This is a genomic window from Pelagerythrobacter marensis, from assembly GCF_036700095.1.
GTDB classification, from domain to species: Bacteria; Pseudomonadota; Alphaproteobacteria; order Sphingomonadales; family Sphingomonadaceae; genus Pelagerythrobacter; species Pelagerythrobacter marensis_A.
On record NZ_CP144918.1, the window covers coordinates 1127358 to 1142933 of the forward strand.

Here is a 15576-nt window from a genome sequence, read left to right on the forward strand (position 1 = left end):
GTCCCGGTGCGCCGGTAACGGGCGGGCATGAGCGAAATCACCGTATCCGCGCTGCAGCTCGACTTGTCGTCCGGGGATGAGCAGGCCAATATCGATGCCGTCTCGGCACTGGTCGAGCGGGCCGCGGCCGAGGGCGCGCAGGTGATCCTGCCACCCGAGCTGTTTTCCGGCCCCTATTTCTGCAAGGTGGAGGACGAGGCGCTGTTCGCTCTCGCCCGGCCGGTGGAGCAGCACCCGTCGGTGGTCGCAATGCAGGCTCTCGCCGGCAAGCTGAAGGTCGCGATCCCGACCAGTTTCTTCGAACGCGACGGGCACCACTACTACAACACGCTGGCGATGATCGGCCCCGACGGGGAGATCATGGGCACTTATCGCAAGAGCCATATCCCCGACGGCCCCGGCTACGAGGAGAAATACTATTTCCGCCCGGGCAACGACGGGTTCAAGGTGTGGGACCTGTTCGGCACCCGGATCGGCGTGGGCATCTGCTGGGACCAGTGGTACCCCGAAGGCGCGCGGATCATGGCGCTGATGGGCGCCGAGCTTCTCTTCTATCCGACCGCGATCGGCTCCGAGCCTTACGATGCCGACCTCGACACCAGCCGCATGTGGCGCCGCGCGATGCTCGGCCATGCCGTGTCGAACTGCATGCCGGTGATTGCGGCGAACCGCATCGGCACCGAGGACGGCCAGGCGTTCTACGGCCACAGCTTCATCACCGACGAGTGGGGCGACATCGTGCAGGAATTCGCCGCCGCCGAAAGCGGCGCGCTGGTCGCCACGATCGACCTCGCGCGCGCAGCCCGGCATCGGGCGGGAATGGGCTTCTTCCGCGACCGGCGGCCGCAGCTCTACGGCCGCATTTGCGAGGACGTGTGACCGCCGGCGCCGCGCGGCATCGCTATCTGGTCGCGCTTGGCTCCAACATGCGCCATCCGGCCTTCGGCTCTCCACGCGCCGTGGTCGATGCTGCGCTGATCGAGCTGGATCGGCAGTTCGGCGTCCGGGCGGTATCGTGCGTGGTGCAAAGCGCGCCGCTCGGCCCCTCGCGGCGGCGCTATGCCAATGCCGCGGCGGTGCTTGCGACCGGCCTTGCGCCGCAGGACATGCTGGCGGCGCTGCAGGCCATCGAGCGCGCATTCGGCCGGCGTCGGCGCGGGCAGCGCTGGGGCGCGCGCGTGCTGGATATCGACCTGATCTTGTGGAGCGGCGGCGCCCTTGCGGCGCAGGGGCTGCAAATCCCCCACCCTGCGTTCCGCGAACGGCGGTTCGTGCTGGAGCCTGCGGCCGCGATCGCCCCGTGCTGGCGCGATCCGACGACAGGCCTTTCGCTTCGCCAGCTCCATGCCCGCTTGACCCGGCCGCGCCCCCTGCCTAGGTGACCGGCCTCGACACACCGTGTCCAAGGGCCCTTAGCTCAGTCGGTAGAGCAACTGACTTTTAATCAGTAGGTCGCTGGTTCGAACCCAGCAGGGCTCACCATTTCTCCCGATTTCGCCATTTGCCGGTTCGCTTGTGTTCGCTTCGCCCTGGCGGGTGCGGCGTCTGGTCGGGTATGGCGGGCAAGCTGCGCTATGGGGACGGCCAGCATTTGTCAGCGTGCGGCCGACCTGCTATTGGTTACAAACGAAACCATGACGACGACGACCGCAACCGAACCCCAGGATTTCACCACTCTCCCGGAAATGCCGGAGGAGGTGTTCACTGCGCCGCTGAAAAGGCCGGCGCACGTCGGCGAAGATTGGCTCGAGCCGAAGCAGACCGAATATTCCTCGGAAGAGGACGCGATCTGGAACGACCTGTTCGCCCGCCAGATGGAGGTCCTGCCCGGCCGCGCGGCGAGCGCGTTCATGAACGGCTTGGAAAAGCTCGATCTCGGTCAGGGCGGCGTGCCCGATTTCGATCGGCTGTCGGCAGAACTCGACCGGCTCACCGGGTGGAGTGTGGTGCCGGTGCCGATGCTGATCCCCGATCACGTCTTCTTCTGGCACCTCGCCAACCGGCGGTTCCCGGCCGGCAATTTCATCCGCACGCGCGAGACGTTCGACTATATCCAGGAGCCGGATGTCTTTCACGACGTGTTCGGCCATGTGCCGATGCTGACCGATCCGGTCTATGCCGACTATATGCAGGAATACGGCAAGGCCGGGTGGAAGGCGATGCGCTACAACCGGCTCAAGGCGCTGGGGGCGCTTTACTGGTACACGGTGGAATTCGGGCTGATGCTCGAACAGGGCGAAGTGCGCGCCTATGGCGCGGGCATACTGTCGGGCCCGACCGAAGTGGTTTTCGCGGTGGAGGGGCGCAGCCCCAATCGCATCATGCTCAGCGTCGATCGCGTGATGCGGACCGACTACGTCATCAGCGACCTGCAGCCGACCTATTTCGTCATCGAAAGCTTCGAGGATCTCTACCGCCAAACCGTGGAGCGCGATTTCGACCGCCTCTATCGCAACCTGCCGCCGGCATTCACTTATGCCAATTCCGCGATAATCGACGTCGACAACGTGGTCCATCGCGGCACTCAGGAATATCTGCTGCGCGGCGGGCGCGGCAGCGGGGCGCAACCGGTCTGACACCGCGCTGGCGCAGGGAACAGCCGCCCGCGCAAGGCACCGCGCAAAAAGAAACGGCCCCGGATCGCTCCGAGGCCGTTCCCGCATTCATCGTCAGCGAAGACTTACATGCCTTCGGCCGATTCCTCGATCGCTTCGGCTTTCTCTTCGCCGGCGTTCTCCAGAGCCTCGGCCTCGGCTTCCATCTGCTCTTCGGCTGCGCCGTCGAGGGTCTCGGCCTCGTGCTCCATCGCATCCGCCTGGGCCGCGGTTGCGTCGCGGACCGCGTCCGCTCGATCTTCCGCGGCGTTCTCGGCCGGGCTGTCGCAAGCGGCGAGAGTGAGGCCCATGGCGGCAACCGACGCGACCATCGCGCCTTTGAAAATGCTTTTCATCTCAGTCCTTCCCCTTTGCTTGTTGGGTGACCGAGCCATACACGGGACTCGGTCGTGCGTGAATAGTGTTTACCTATATTACTTTCCGGCGGATCGGTTCCGCAGCAGAGTGAGAATCGCGATCGCGATCAACGCGCCGCCCACGGCTGCCGGGATGGAAATCGCGCTGGCGCCGGAAAGCACCGAACCGCGGTTGGCCAGCGTGCCGAGAATCGATGCTCCCGCACCGCCGGCCGCAAGATTTGCCGTTATCCGCGGACCGTCCTCGATCCGGCCGACGATCGCCGCCAGCCAGCCGAGAAGCGCTCCTGTAACGAGGAAGATCAACAAACCCATTGTCTGTCAGCATCCGCGACCGTTCATAGGGGAAGAACCCCGGAGCGCGAGCCGCGTTCCGCCTGTTGCGACGTTTTGACAGAATATTACACATCTCGGGCCGGTGCTCAGCCGAGTGTGAACCACCCGAGAGCGAACAGGCCGAGCGCGATCCGATACCAGCCGAAAGGTGCGAAACCGTGCCGGCTGACATAGGCGACGAAAGCGCGAATCACGACCATCGCGACCAGAAACGACGCCACGAAGCCCAGGGCGATCTCGCTCCAGCCCACCGTCGCCTCTCCTGCAAGCAGCGCGGGTTCGTCGAAAATCTTCACGGTCGCGGCACCCAGCATCGTCGGGACTGCGAGGAAGAACGAGAATTCGGCCGCGGTCTTGCGCCCGACGCCCATCGCCAGCGCGCCGAGAATCGTCGCGGCGGAGCGGCTGGTGCCGGGAATCATGGCGAGGCATTGCGCGAAGCCGACCGCTATCGCCGTTTTCCAGGAAAGCCCGGCGACGCCGACATCCTCGCGCGCGGGGATGGTCTTTTCCAGCACCAGAATCGCGATGCCGCCGACGATCAGCGCCCCGGCAACGACCAGCGGCGTGCCCAGCATGACGTCGATCGCATCTTTCGCGAGGAGCCCGATCACGGCGGCGGGCACGAAGCCGAGCAGGATATTGCGGACGAAACGCAGCGCCTCGTTCTCCAGCTTCAGAAAGCCGAGACCCATCGTCCAGAAGGTTTTCCAGTATGTCACCACCACGGCCAGGATCGCACCGAGCTGGATGACGATATTGAACTGGCGCCATTGCACGGGATCGTACCCGAAGAACGCCTGCGCCAGGATCAGGTGTCCGGTCGAGGATACGGGGAGAAACTCGGTCAGCCCTTCGAGGATGCCGAGCAGGATCGCGGTCAGGGTCAGGCTCATCGGGTCGGCCTCATGGCAAGGCTCCGGCGCGTGTCAAACGCTAATGCGGTCGGGAAGGGGGAAAATCGCCCCCGGCGCACCGGCCGGGGGCGGAATGGGCCGGCGCTTCACCAGATGCGAACGCGTTCCTCGGGCGGCAGGTAGAGCGCATCGTCGGGCGTCACGCCGAAGGCATCGTACCAGGCGTCCATCTGGCGCACGACGCCGTTGACGCGGTATTCTTCCGGGCTGTGCGGATCGGTCCGCAGCCGCTGGCGTGCGTTATCCTCGCGCTGTTGCGAGCGCCAGACCTGCGCCCAGGCGAGGAAGAACCGCTGGTCGCCGGTCAGGCCGTCGATGACCTTGTCCTCCTTGCCATCCAGCGACAGCTTGTAGGCGCGATAGGCAAGGCTCAGCCCGCCGACATCGCCGATGTTCTCGCCCAGGGTCAGACGGCCGTTGACGCAGGTTTCCCCGTCGTCGAGCGGGCAGAACTTGCCGTACTGTTCGACCAGCGCATCGCCGAGCTTGTCGAACGCGGCGCGGTCGGCGTCGGTCCACCAGTTGCGCAGCGCGCCGCTGGCATCGGACTTCGATCCCTGGTCGTCGAAACCATGCCCCATCTCGTGGCCGATCACCGCGCCGATCCCGCCGTAATTGACCGCCGGATCGGCCGAAATGCCGTAAAACGGCGGCTGCAGGATCGCGGCGGGGAAGACGATCTCGTTCTTGGTCGAGTTGTAATAGGCGTTCACCGTCTGCGGCAGCATGCCCCATTCGGTCCGGTCGATCGGGCCGCCCAGCTTGTCCAGCATGTCCTGCCACTGCCACTTTGCGGCCGCCATGCGGTTGGCGAGCGGCGCGCCCGGGGCGATCGCCAGGCCGGGATAGGTCTCCAGATTGTCGCGATAGCCGATCTTGGGGTCGAAGCTTTCCAGCTTGGCGACGGCTTCCTGCTTGGTCGCCGGGCTCATCCAGTCGTTTTCGGCGATGCTGTTGGCCAGCGCCTTGCGCAGGTTCTCCACCAGCTCTTCCATCGCGGCCTTGTTCTCGGGCGGGAAATAGCGCTCGACATACGACGCGCCGACCAGTTCGCCCAGCAGCCCCTCGGTCTCCGCAATCGCGCGCTTCCACCGTGGGCGCTGTTCGGGCGTGCCGGTCAGCGTGCGGCCGAAGAAGGCGAAGTCGGCCGCGTCGATCGCGCTCGGCAGGACGGCGGCGTTGTCTTCGAGGAATTCCTTGACCGTCCAGGCCTGGAGCACCTCCACCGGCGTCTGCGCGAGAAGCGCCGTCATGGCCGGCGTGCCGCCGCCGATCTTGCCCAGCGTTTCCGCGTCCAGGCCGAGTTCGGCCGCTTCCGCCTCGCTCGGCGGCAGGTCGTAGACGACGAAGCGGTCGGTGTCGGCAAAGCCCATTGCCGCGACCAGCGAATCGAGCGGAAAGCCGTTCGCCATCGCCGCCAGCTCTGCCGGGGTCACGGCGTTGTAGGTCAGATCGCGGTTGCGCCGGGTCGCGCGATCCCAGCTGACGGTGCGCGCGATCGCTTCCTCGAAGTCATAGACCCGCTGCGCGGTTGCGGCGGGGTCGGCATAGCCGGCCTGTTCGAACAGGAAGGCCATGAATTCGCGATACTTCGCCTGGATCTCGCGACCCTTCTCGCTCTCGTCGAGATAATAATCGCGATCGGGCAGACCCAGCCCGCCCGAGGCGAGATAGACCGAATAGCGGGTCGGTTCCTTGCCATCGACGGTCACGAACCCGCCCAGCGGCGAGGCATAGCCGGGCGTGCCCCACAGCGTGGCAAGTTCGGCACGGGTATCCACCGCGCGAATCGCATCGAGATAGGGCCGTGCCGGCGCCAGCCCGGCGGCGTCGATCGCCGTCTGGTCGAAGAACGCGTTGTAGGCATCGACGATCCGCCGTTCATCGGCGGACAGGGTGGCCGGGGCCTTGGCGACCAGTTCGTCGACCAGGGCCTTCACGTCGCTGGTCGATTTCTCGCGCAGGAGGTTGAAGGCGCCGAAACGGCTGAATTCCGGCGGCAGCGGATTGGCCGCGAGCCACTTGTCGTTGGCATAGGCGAAGAAGTCGTCGCCCGGATCGACGCTTTCGTCGATATAGGCCGGGTCGAAACCCCATTCGCCGAAGCTCATCGTCGGCAGCGGCGTTTCCTCGGCGGCGGGCGCCGGGGCCGATTGCTGCGCCTGGGCGGGAACGGCGGCAACGAGCGCGAGCGCGCTGGCGCCCCCGGCGAGCAGAGTGCGGATCATCTTCGGTTTCTCCCGGAAATTTCAGTCAGTCCCAAGGATGCGGCGATCCTTTGGCATTCACCATAGAAGGGTGCGGGCGGCCTTCGCAGTCGTTCGTCGGTTTCAGTTGCAACTTCATAGATTGGTTCCGCACCTGCCGGCTCGATCAGGCGGCCTCGGCTGCGAACTGGAGCGCCGCGAGCCGTGAATAGAGCCCGCCTGCCTCGCTCAACTGGCCGTGCGTGCCCTGTTCGACGATTCGCCCTTCGTCCATCACCACGATCCGGTCGGCCGCGCGCACCGTCGCCAGCCGGTGCGCGATGACCAGCGTGGTGCGCTGGCTCATCAACCGGTCGAGCGCCTGCTGGACCAGCTGTTCGCTTTCGGCGTCGAGCGCGCTCGTCGCTTCGTCGAGCAGCAGGATCGGCGCCTCGCGCAGCAGGGCGCGCGCGATCGCGAGGCGTTGTTGCTGGCCGCCGGAAAGGCGGGTGCCGCTTTCGCCCAGATAGGTATCCAGCCCGTCCGGCAGGTCGCGCAGGAAGCGGTCGGCATTGGCCGCGCGTGCCGCTTCCCAGATATCCTCGTCGCTGGCGTCCCATGCGCCGTAGCGAAGATTGTCGCGCGCGTTGGCCGAAAACAGCACGCCGTCCTGCGGGACGAGGGCGATGCGGCGCCGGATGTCGGCCGGGTCGGCGCTCGTGAGCGGAATGCCGTCGAGCCGGATCGTGCCCGCCTGCGGGTCGTAGAAGCGCTCGGCAAGCTGGAACACCGTGGACTTGCCGGCCCCCGAGGGGCCGACCAGCGCGACCGTTTCGCCCGGCTCGATCTCCAGCGTGAAATCCTTCAGCGCAGGCGCGTCGAGGCGCGTGGGATAACGGAAGCTGACTCCGCGGAACGACAGGCTGCCGCGGGGCGGCTCCGGCAACGCGAGGGGGCGGGCCGGCGGGGCGATCTCGGGCTTTTCGGCCAGCAGCTCTTCCAGCCGGCTGGCCGCGCCCGCGCCGCGCAGCAGATCGCCGTAGACTTCGGTCAGCGCCCCGAAGGCGCCGGCCACGAGGCCCCCGGTCAGCACGAACGCCGCGATCGTTCCGCCGCTGATCTCGTCGCTGGCAACCGCGATCGCGCCGCGCCACATGACCAGCGTGATCCCGCCGAAGACGAACAGGATCACGATCGAAGTCATCGCCGCACGCAGCGCAATGCGTCGCCGTGCGGTTGCGAAAGTGCGTTCCACGGCCTGGGCGAACCGGCTGCTTTCGCGCTCTTCCTGGTTGAAAGCCTGGACGATCTTCATCGCCGAGAGCACTTCGGTCACCATCGCGCCGACATCGGCGACGCGATCCTGGCTCGTGCGCGAGACCGTGCGGATGCGGCGCCCGAAATAGACGATCGGCAGGATGACCAGCGGAATGCCCACGATCAGGCCGACGGTCAGCGTGGGGGCGAGGTAGAACAGGATCGCGGTGCCGCCCAGCGCCGTCAGCAGGTTGCGCAGCGCGACCGAGACGGTGGTGCCGACCACCTGTTCGATCAGCGCGGTATCCGACGTCATCCGGCTGGAAATCTCCTTGGGACTGTTCTCCTCGTAGAACCCCGGCGCAAGGCGAAGGAGATTGCGCTGAACCTTCAGGCGAATGTCGGCGACCACCCGTTCGCCCAGCCAGCTTACGAAATAGAACCGCATCGCCGTGCCGATCGCGAGCACGACCACGATCATCAGCAGGCACTGGAAAGCGAGGGCGATCTCCTCGAGGTTCGCTTCGCCGCCGAAGGCCCGGTCGATGATTACCTTGAAGCGCCAGGGAATCGCCAGCGTCGCGGCGGCGGTGACGAAGAGCGCGAACACGGCGAGCGCGACTTTCCCCGGATAGCGGGACGCCTCGCGGAAAATCATCCTGAGCGGTGCGAGCGACCGCGCCGGGCGGCCTTCGCCGTCCACCGCCTTGCGGCGGCGCAGCAAGCCGCGGCGGGGGGGCGCGTCGGGTTCGGGCTGGTCCGCATCCATGCCGCGCGGCCTAGCGCCAGCCGGGCGCAAAATCCACTCACCCCTGGCGTTTCGGGCACGAATAACCAAATGATGCATTGCACAATGCAGCGTCTCCCGTCACTGTGCAGCGCACAAAACGACGGGAAGCGTCCGCGACGAGACGCCCAGCAGGGGAAACGATTTGCTCTATCACGCCTATGAATTGCAGCGCGCCTGGCTCGGCGGAGCCAGCGCCTGGGCCTCGATGGGGGCGGAAATGCTCTCCAGCCCTTACCTGCCGATGGGATATATGGGCCTGGGCCCCGTTGCGGCGAGCGCGCTGGAAGTGTTCGCCCATGCTGCCGCTCCGCGCGGGAAACCCGCGTTCGGGATCGAAACGGTCGAAGTCGGCGGCAAGTCCTTCGCGGTCGAGGAAGCCACAGTGGTCAACCGGCCGTTCGGCGATCTCAAGCGTTTCGCGCGCGACGGCCTGCCCGCCGACGCTCCCCGCCTGCTGATCGTGGCGCCGATGAGCGGGCACTACGCCACGCTGCTGCGGGGCACGGTGCGGCGCATGGTCGAAAACTGCGAGGTCTATGTCACCGACTGGGCCGATGCGAAGACGGTGCCGCTGGCTGAGGGGCGCTTCGACCTCGACGATTACATCGATTACCTGATCGGCTTCCTCGAACATATCGGGCCGGATGCGCACGTGATGGCGGTCTGTCAGCCGTCGGTGCCCGCCCTTGCGGCGACCGCGCTGATGAATGCGGAGGAGCATCCCTGCCGCCCGGCCACGCTGACCATGATGGGCGGCCCGATCGACACGCGCGAAAGCCCGACCACGGTGAACGACCTCGCGATGGAGCGGCCGATCGAATGGTTTCGCCACACGGTGATCGCGACCGTTCCCATGCAGCATCGCGGGGCGGGGCGCCGGGTCTATCCGGGTTTCCTCCAGCTTGCCGGGTTCATGTCGATGAACCTCGGCCAGCACATGATGAGCCATTTCGAGATGTTCAAGCATCTCACCATCGGCGACGAGGACAGCGCGCAGGCGACCAAGGATTTCTACGACGAATACCGTTCGGTCTGCGACATGACCGCCGAATTCTACCTCCAGACGGTGGAGGAAGTCTTCCAGAAGCATTCGCTGGCCAACGGCACTTTCGTGCATCGCGGCAAGCCGGTCGATCTCGGCGCGATCCGCGATACCGCGATCCTGGCGATCGAGGGCGAGCGCGACGATATCTCGGGCATCGGCCAGACCCGGGCCGCGCTCGACCTCGCCACCGGGCTCGACAAGGCGAAGAAGCAGTATTTCCTCGCCGAGGGGGCCGGCCACTACGGCATTTTCAACGGCAGCCGCTGGCGCACGAAAATCGCCCCCGTGGTGGAGAAATTCATCGCCCGGCATGGCGAGGCCAGGCTGAAAGCCGCGGCCTGAGGGCGCGGGCCGGCGGCGCGGGTCAGGGCGGAGGCTGCCCGCCTTCGCCCGCGGGCCGGGCGAAGAGCCGCCGGATCATCCTGCGCGCGGTCAGCACGAGCCAGACGGTGATGGCCAGCAGGACGAGGGCGATCGCCCCGGCGACGTAAGGATATTCGAACGCCGTCCACAGCAGGCCGGCCGTGGCGATATCCTCCACCGTCGAAACCGCCACGTTCGAGACCGGCTCCGGGCTGGTGTTGACCACGCCGCGCGCGCCGGCCTTGCCCGCGTGCGCCGCGAAGGCCGCGCCGCCGCCCAGAACGAAGGCGACGATCTGAACCGCCGGGTCCGCCGGGTCGATAATCGCCAGCGCCAGCAGCGCGCCGCCCACCGGTCGGACGACGCTGTGCACCGCGTCCCACGCCGAATCGAACCACATGACCTTGTCGGCGAGAAATTCGGCCAGGGCCGCGATCCCGGCAATGCCCATCACCCACGGGTTGGCGAGCGCGTCGAGCGCGGCAAGATGCTCGGGCAGGGGCAGGACCTCCATGCGCATCGCGATCCCGGTCGCGAATATGCACAGATAGAGCCGCCAGCCGGCAAGCAGGCTGACGCTGCCCGCGATGCCGATGATTTCCATGACGCCCATTGCCGCTCTCCCCCGCACAAACGAACGGGCGGCGCATGGGCTGTCTCCCCGGCCGGGCCCGGTCCGGGAAAGACCACATGCGCCGCCCGCGCAGTGAAGGCTTATAGGGCGATCAGAGCACTTCGAACATCCCCGCCGCGCCCATGCCGCCGCCGACGCACATCGTCACCACGACATATTTGGCGCCCCGGCGCTTGCCTTCGATCAGCGCGTGGCCGACGCAGCGTGCGCCGGTCATGCCATAGGGATGGCCGATGGAGATCGACCCGCCGTTGACGTTGAGCAGCTCGTTGGGGATGCCCAGCTTGTCGCGGCAATAGAGCACCTGCACCGCGAAGGCTTCGTTCAGTTCCCACAGGCCCACGTCTTCCAGCTTCACGCCGGTCCGTTCGAGCAGCTTGGGAATGGCGAAGATCGGGCCGATGCCCATTTCGTCCGGCTCGGTGCCGGCGACCGCCATGCCGACATAGCGGCCGAGCGGGGTGAGCCCTTTCTTTTCGGCCAGCTTTTCTTCCATCAGGATGCTGGCGGCCGAACCGTCCGAAAGCTGGCTGGCATTGCCGGCGGTGATCGTCGTGCCCGGGCCCATGACGGGCTGCAGGCCGGCCAGGCCTTCCAGCGTGGTGCCGGGCCGGTTGCCCTCGTCCTTGGCGATCGTCACTTCCTTGTCGGAAATTTCGCCGGTTTCCTTGTCCTGGACCTTCATCGTGGTCGTGACGGGGACGATCTCGTCGTCGAATTTGCCCGCTTCCTGCGCGGCGGCGGTGCGCTGCTGGCTCTGCAGGGCATATTCGTCCTGCTGCTCGCGGGTGATGCCGTAACGCTGGGCGACCGTTTCGGCGGTCTGCAGCATCGGCATGTAGATCGCGCCGTGCATGTTGATCAGCTCGGGATCGGGCATGACCCGCATTTCCTTGGTCTGCACCAGGCTGATCGATTCCTGCCCGCCGCCGGCCACCACGTTCATGTTGTCGACCACGATCTGCTTGGCCGCGGTGGCGATCGCCATCAGGCCGGACGAGCACTGGCGGTCGATCGTCATGCCGGAGACCGAGATCGGGCAGCCCGAACGCAGGGCGACCTGGCGCGCCAGATTGCCCGCCTGCGCGCCCTGCTGGAGCGCCGCGCCCCAGACGACGTCGTCGAGATCGCCGGGTTCGATTCCGGCGCGTTCGATCGCCGGGGCGAGCGAATAGGAGCCGAGCGTGGCCCCCTTGGTGTCGTTGAAGCCGCCCTTGTAAGCGCGGCCGATGGCCGTGCGGGCGGTGGAGACGATAACTGCGTTGCGCATTTCAAACCTCTCGTTACCCGGCGCTGGCCGGGCCTTTCAGTAATGACGCGGCCGCCGATGCCGGCCGCAATCGCCCCCCCCCGGGGGCGGGTGGAGCGTGTTCAGACGAACAGCTGCGTGATCCATTCGGCGATCAGGGCGGGCTTCTCCTCGCCTTCGATCTCGATCGTGATCTCGGTCGTCTGCTGCCACTGGCCGGGACGCTTTTCGACCATCTCGACCAGTTTCCAGTGGCCGCGGATGCGCTTGCCGGAACGGACCGGGTTGATGAAGCGCGTCTTGTTGCCGCCGTAGTTGACGCCCATCTTGACCCCTTCGGGCCGGGGAAGGTCCGAATTGGCCGCGAGATAGGGGATCATCGACAGGGTCAGAAACCCGTGGGCGATCGTGCCGCCGAATGGCGTCATCTTCGCCTTTTCCTCGTCGACATGGATGAACTGGTGGTCGCCGGTCGCTTCGGCGAACTGGTTGATCCGTTCCTGGCTGATCTCGACCCATTCGCTGGTGCCGATATTCTCGCCGACCTTTTCCGCGATTTCCTGCGGAGTCATACGCCTCTCCTTACGAACCGTCGATTCACTGCGAAACCGCGGCTTCATGGCGCATGCGGCGGCCCAGCGCAACGCGCCCTCCGGTGCCGCTACGGCATCGCCAGCCGAACGGGGCGGTGCGCGCGACCACCCGGCGCGGCAGGCCGGCCGCGCCGGCGAATCGCGCCGCTAGCCATGGGGGCGCGGCGCGCCGGCCGGGGTCGGTTGACGCGCCGTTAAGCTTGTCGTGGCAACAGGCGGCGGCATGACCCGGGTGCTGCATGTCCTCGACCATTCGTTGCCGCTGCACAGCGGCTATACCTTCCGTACGCGGGCGATCCTGAAAAGCCAGCAGGCGGCCGGGATCGAGGTGCGCGGGGTAACCGGCTTGCGCCATTCGGCAGAGGGGCCGGATATTGAAACGATCGAGGGGCTTGCCTTTCACCGCACCGCGGGAACGGTCTCCGGCCCGCCGGGAATGCGCGAGTGGCGCGAGATCGAGCGGTTCGCACGGGGGATCGAGGCGGTTGTCGCGCAGTGGCGGCCGGACGTGCTCCATGCCCATTCGCCCGCGCTGTGCGGCCTCGCAGCGCTCAAGGCGGCGCGGCGCCATGCGATCCCGCTGGTCTACGAAATCCGCGCATTCTGGGAAGACGCCGCGGTCGGCAACGGCACCGGCCATGAAGGCTCGCTGAAATACCGGCTCACCCGGGCGCTGGAAAACCGCGCGGTCGCCGGGGCCGATGCGGTGTTCACCATTTGCCGCGGGCTGCGCGACGATCTGATCGGGCGCGGCGTGCCGCCGGAGAAGATCGGCCTGGCCCCCAACGGCGTCGACCTTTCACTGTTCGGCGACCCGCCGCCGCGCGACCCGGCGCTTGCGCGCGAACTGGGTCTGGGCGACGGGCCGGTGATCGGCTTCGTCGGCAGCTTCTACGATTACGAGGGGCTCGACGACCTGATCGCCGCCATGCCCCGGCTGCAGGCGCGCGAACCGGGGGCGCGCCTGCTGCTGGTTGGCGGAGGGCCGATGGACGAGGCGCTGCGCGCCCAGGCCGCGGCCAGCCCGGCGCACGCGGCGATCCGTTTCACCGGCCGCGTGCCCCATGCGGAGGTGGAGCGGTACTATGCGCTGATCGACGTGCTCGCCTATCCGCGCAAGAAAAGCCGGCTGACCGACCTCGTCACCCCGCTCAAGCCGCTGGAGGCGATGGCGCAGGGCCGGCTGGTGGCTGCATCCGACGTGGGCGGCCACCGCGAACTGATCGCGCACGGCACCACCGGCACGCTGTTCGCGCCCGACGATCCCGCAGCCTGCGCGGACGCGCTGGCCGACCTGCTGAGTGACCGCGCCGATTGGGATGCCATGCGCCGGAACGCCCGCGCCCATATCGCGCAAAATCACGACTGGGCGCGCAATGTCGGTCGTTATCGAGACGTTTACCATCTGCTGTTAGCCCGTGGACCGAATGGGCCATCGCTCGCTGCGTGAGGCGGGCGGCCTGCGCAACGGGGAAGTACCACGTGTCAGCCGAGTATCAGGGCAAGACCGCCAGCCAGGTTCCGATCAGCCAGCATCCGGTCTTTCCGGCGATCGTCGCCTTGTGGTTCGCCGCGCTTCTGGGGCTCGGCAGCCTGGTGCTGCCCGCCGCGCTGTTCGAAAACCTGTTCGACGCGACCGGCATTGCCGCGGCCGTTCCCGCCGCCGCCGCGCCGCTCGGCGTTTCCGCGCGGATACTGATCGCGCTGGTCTTTGCGGTACTGGGCGTCTTTGCCGGCCTTTTCATCGCGCGCAAGGTCGCTGCGGCCCAGGGCGGTGTCCGGCCCGCCGTGCGCCGGCCAGGCTCCGGCCCGTCCGCCCGCCGCGACGATGCGGCAAAGCGGCCGCTCTCCGCGCGCGAGGACCTGGGCATGGACAGCTTCGACGATCCGGTCGACGCCCCGCCATCCGCGCCGATCGCCGGCCGTCGCCGCGCGCTGTCCCTGACCGACGAGAGCGAGCCGGGCGATGCCGCCGAAATCGCCACGCCGATGGAAGACGCGGCCGACGATGCGCTCGACCTCGCTGCCTTTGCCGACGGGGCGGAGCCTGCGGCCATCGCGCCGGATGAAACCGAGCCGCCGTCCGGCGCGACTTCGCCGGCCGAGACCTGGGCCGATGAGGCCCGGACGCCTGATACCTTGCCCCCCGACACCTGGGCCGACGATCCGCCTTTCGCCAACCCTGCCGATGCGCTGGGCGAACCGGCGAGCGGCGAAGCCGAACCCGCGCGGCCCTTCGACGCCGCGCCTCCGCCGGCACCCGCATTCGCCGCGCCGGCCGGGCAGGACCAAGAGCGCGAAAGCGCGAGGCCGGCGCTGGCCGATCTTTCGATCGCCGAACTCGTCGATCGCTTCGCCCTTTCGCTGCAACGCGCGGCGGAGCGCCGCGAGGCCGTATCCGAGCCCGTGCCCGAGCCTGAGCCTGAACCTGAGCTTGAAGACGATCTTGCGGACACGTCTTCATCGGCGCGCTATGTCCCCGACCTCGGGGTCGAAGCGCGCGAGGCGCCGCGATTCGCCGCGCCCGGCGCCGCGCCGGCCGAGCCGCCTGCCGCGTCGTTCGAAGCGGTTCCGGCCGCCCTGCGACCGGTCGTGCCCGAAGACGACGGGGCGTTCGAGAGCGAAGACGAGGACCTGGCGCTGTCCCTGCCGCTGGCGCGCGAGAGCCGTTCGCTCGACTGGCCTGCCCATGCCCCGGCCGGCGATTCGCCGTCCGACGCCGCGCTACTGGACGATTCCGAGGGCGAGGAGGAATGGGTCCCCGACTTCGCCGATCTTGCGGTCGACGACGGTTGCGGTTCGCTGCTCGACATTCGCTCGCAGCCCCGGGACCACGAATTCATCCGGTTCGAAGCCGATCCCGATGCCGATCCCGATGCCGATGGCGGGGGGCCGTTCGCACCCGCGGCGGTCTTCCCCGGCCGGGACGAACGGCGCGCCGCACCCGCCGCCGATGGCTCCCCGCGCGATGCCGAGGGGGCGCCGCCGCCCGCCGCCGCGCGCGCTTTCGACGCACCGCCGGAAACCGGGGCCGAGCGGTGCGCCGGGCCGGTCGACGAGGCGCAGGCCGAACGCGCCCTGCGCGAAGCTCTGCAGAAGCTGCAGCGGCTGAGCGGCGCCGCCTGACGCGGCCCCTCCGGGAAATCGCGCCCGGGGCGCTTTTGCGCGCGCAAGAATTACTAATACCTATGCGCCCCCTTCGCAGTTGCAAAATGCCGTTCCAATCTGCATGAAG

The 15576-nt window shown here is 67.5% G+C and carries 14 protein-coding genes and 1 tRNA gene; 7 read left to right on the forward strand and 8 right to left on the reverse strand.

Going from position 1 to position 15576, the window contains the following annotated elements:
* The first annotated feature begins 27 nt into the window (after positions 1-27).
* The 4 genes from aguB (at position 28) to phhA (ending at position 2576) form a co-directional block, all read left to right on the forward strand.
* Positions 28-879, forward strand: a complete 852-nt coding sequence (aguB, locus tag V5F89_RS05190) for an N-carbamoylputrescine amidase (RefSeq protein WP_338447183.1) — start codon at positions 28-30, stop codon at positions 877-879.
* Positions 876-1382 carry a 2-amino-4-hydroxy-6-hydroxymethyldihydropteridine diphosphokinase gene (gene folK, locus V5F89_RS05195; protein ID WP_338447184.1) on the forward strand — a complete coding sequence of 169 codons (507 nt, stop codon included), beginning with the start codon at positions 876-878 and terminating at the stop codon, positions 1380-1382. The genes aguB and folK overlap by 4 nt, the downstream gene beginning before the upstream one ends.
* Positions 1383-1406: 24 nt before the next feature.
* Positions 1407-1482: transfer RNA gene (locus tag V5F89_RS05200), tRNA-Lys, on the forward strand.
* Between the two features lie 203 nt (positions 1483-1685).
* Positions 1686-2576 (forward strand): phenylalanine 4-monooxygenase, encoded by an 891-nt coding sequence (gene phhA / locus V5F89_RS05205; RefSeq protein ID WP_338447522.1) that lies wholly within the window; start codon positions 1686-1688, stop codon positions 2574-2576.
* Positions 2577-2680: 104 nt separating this feature from the next.
* Here phhA and V5F89_RS05210 read toward each other — a convergent pair whose 3' ends face one another.
* From V5F89_RS05210 to V5F89_RS05230, 5 genes are all read right to left on the reverse strand, one after another.
* Positions 2681-2950, reverse strand: coding sequence for a hypothetical protein (locus V5F89_RS05210; protein ID WP_338447185.1), 270 nt, complete (start codon positions 2948-2950; stop codon positions 2681-2683).
* A 78-nt stretch (positions 2951-3028) separates the two neighbouring features.
* The gene (locus V5F89_RS05215; protein WP_338447186.1) at positions 3029-3286 is read right to left on the reverse strand and encodes a hypothetical protein; all 258 of its coding nucleotides are present in this window, start codon (positions 3284-3286) and stop codon (positions 3029-3031) included.
* 107 nt (positions 3287-3393) lie between these two features.
* Positions 3394-4203: an undecaprenyl-diphosphate phosphatase gene (locus tag V5F89_RS05220; RefSeq protein ID WP_338447187.1), complete on the reverse strand. Its 810-nt coding sequence runs from the start codon at positions 4201-4203 to the stop codon at positions 3394-3396.
* A 107-nt stretch (positions 4204-4310) separates the two neighbouring features.
* Positions 4311-6452 carry a M13 family metallopeptidase gene (locus V5F89_RS05225; protein WP_338447188.1) on the reverse strand — a complete coding sequence of 714 codons (2142 nt, stop codon included), beginning with the start codon at positions 6450-6452 and terminating at the stop codon, positions 4311-4313.
* A 145-nt stretch (positions 6453-6597) separates the two neighbouring features.
* Positions 6598-8436 (reverse strand): ABC transporter transmembrane domain-containing protein, encoded by a 1839-nt coding sequence (locus tag V5F89_RS05230; protein ID WP_338447189.1) that lies wholly within the window; start codon positions 8434-8436, stop codon positions 6598-6600.
* Positions 8437-8599: 163 nt separating this feature from the next.
* Here V5F89_RS05230 and V5F89_RS05235 point away from each other — a divergent pair, with 163 nt between their 5' ends.
* Positions 8600-9844, forward strand: coding sequence for a polyhydroxyalkanoate depolymerase (locus tag V5F89_RS05235; RefSeq protein ID WP_338447190.1), 1245 nt, complete (start codon positions 8600-8602; stop codon positions 9842-9844).
* A gap of 22 nt (positions 9845-9866) precedes the next feature.
* Here the strand turns inward: V5F89_RS05235 and V5F89_RS05240 are convergent, their stop codons facing one another.
* From V5F89_RS05240 to V5F89_RS05250, 3 genes are all read right to left on the reverse strand, one after another.
* Positions 9867-10478 carry a DUF4126 domain-containing protein gene (locus tag V5F89_RS05240; protein ID WP_338447191.1) on the reverse strand — a complete coding sequence of 204 codons (612 nt, stop codon included), beginning with the start codon at positions 10476-10478 and terminating at the stop codon, positions 9867-9869.
* Positions 10479-10590: 112 nt separating this feature from the next.
* A complete protein-coding gene (locus tag V5F89_RS05245; protein ID WP_338447192.1) occupies positions 10591-11769 on the reverse strand; it encodes an acetyl-CoA C-acyltransferase in 1179 nt (392 codons plus the stop codon).
* Positions 11770-11870: 101 nt separating this feature from the next.
* Complete coding sequence (locus V5F89_RS05250) at positions 11871-12320, reverse strand: MaoC family dehydratase (protein ID WP_338447193.1); 450 nt, start codon at positions 12318-12320, stop codon at positions 11871-11873.
* Positions 12321-12564: 244 nt separating this feature from the next.
* On the opposite strand from V5F89_RS05250, the gene V5F89_RS05255 reads away from it, so the two are divergent.
* Both V5F89_RS05255 and V5F89_RS05260 read left to right on the forward strand, forming a co-directional pair.
* Positions 12565-13791: a TIGR04063 family PEP-CTERM/XrtA system glycosyltransferase gene (locus V5F89_RS05255; RefSeq protein WP_338447194.1), complete on the forward strand. Its 1227-nt coding sequence runs from the start codon at positions 12565-12567 to the stop codon at positions 13789-13791.
* A 32-nt stretch (positions 13792-13823) separates the two neighbouring features.
* Complete coding sequence (locus V5F89_RS05260) at positions 13824-15467, forward strand: hypothetical protein (protein ID WP_338447195.1); 1644 nt, start codon at positions 13824-13826, stop codon at positions 15465-15467.
* The last annotated feature ends 109 nt before the right edge of the window (positions 15468-15576 follow it).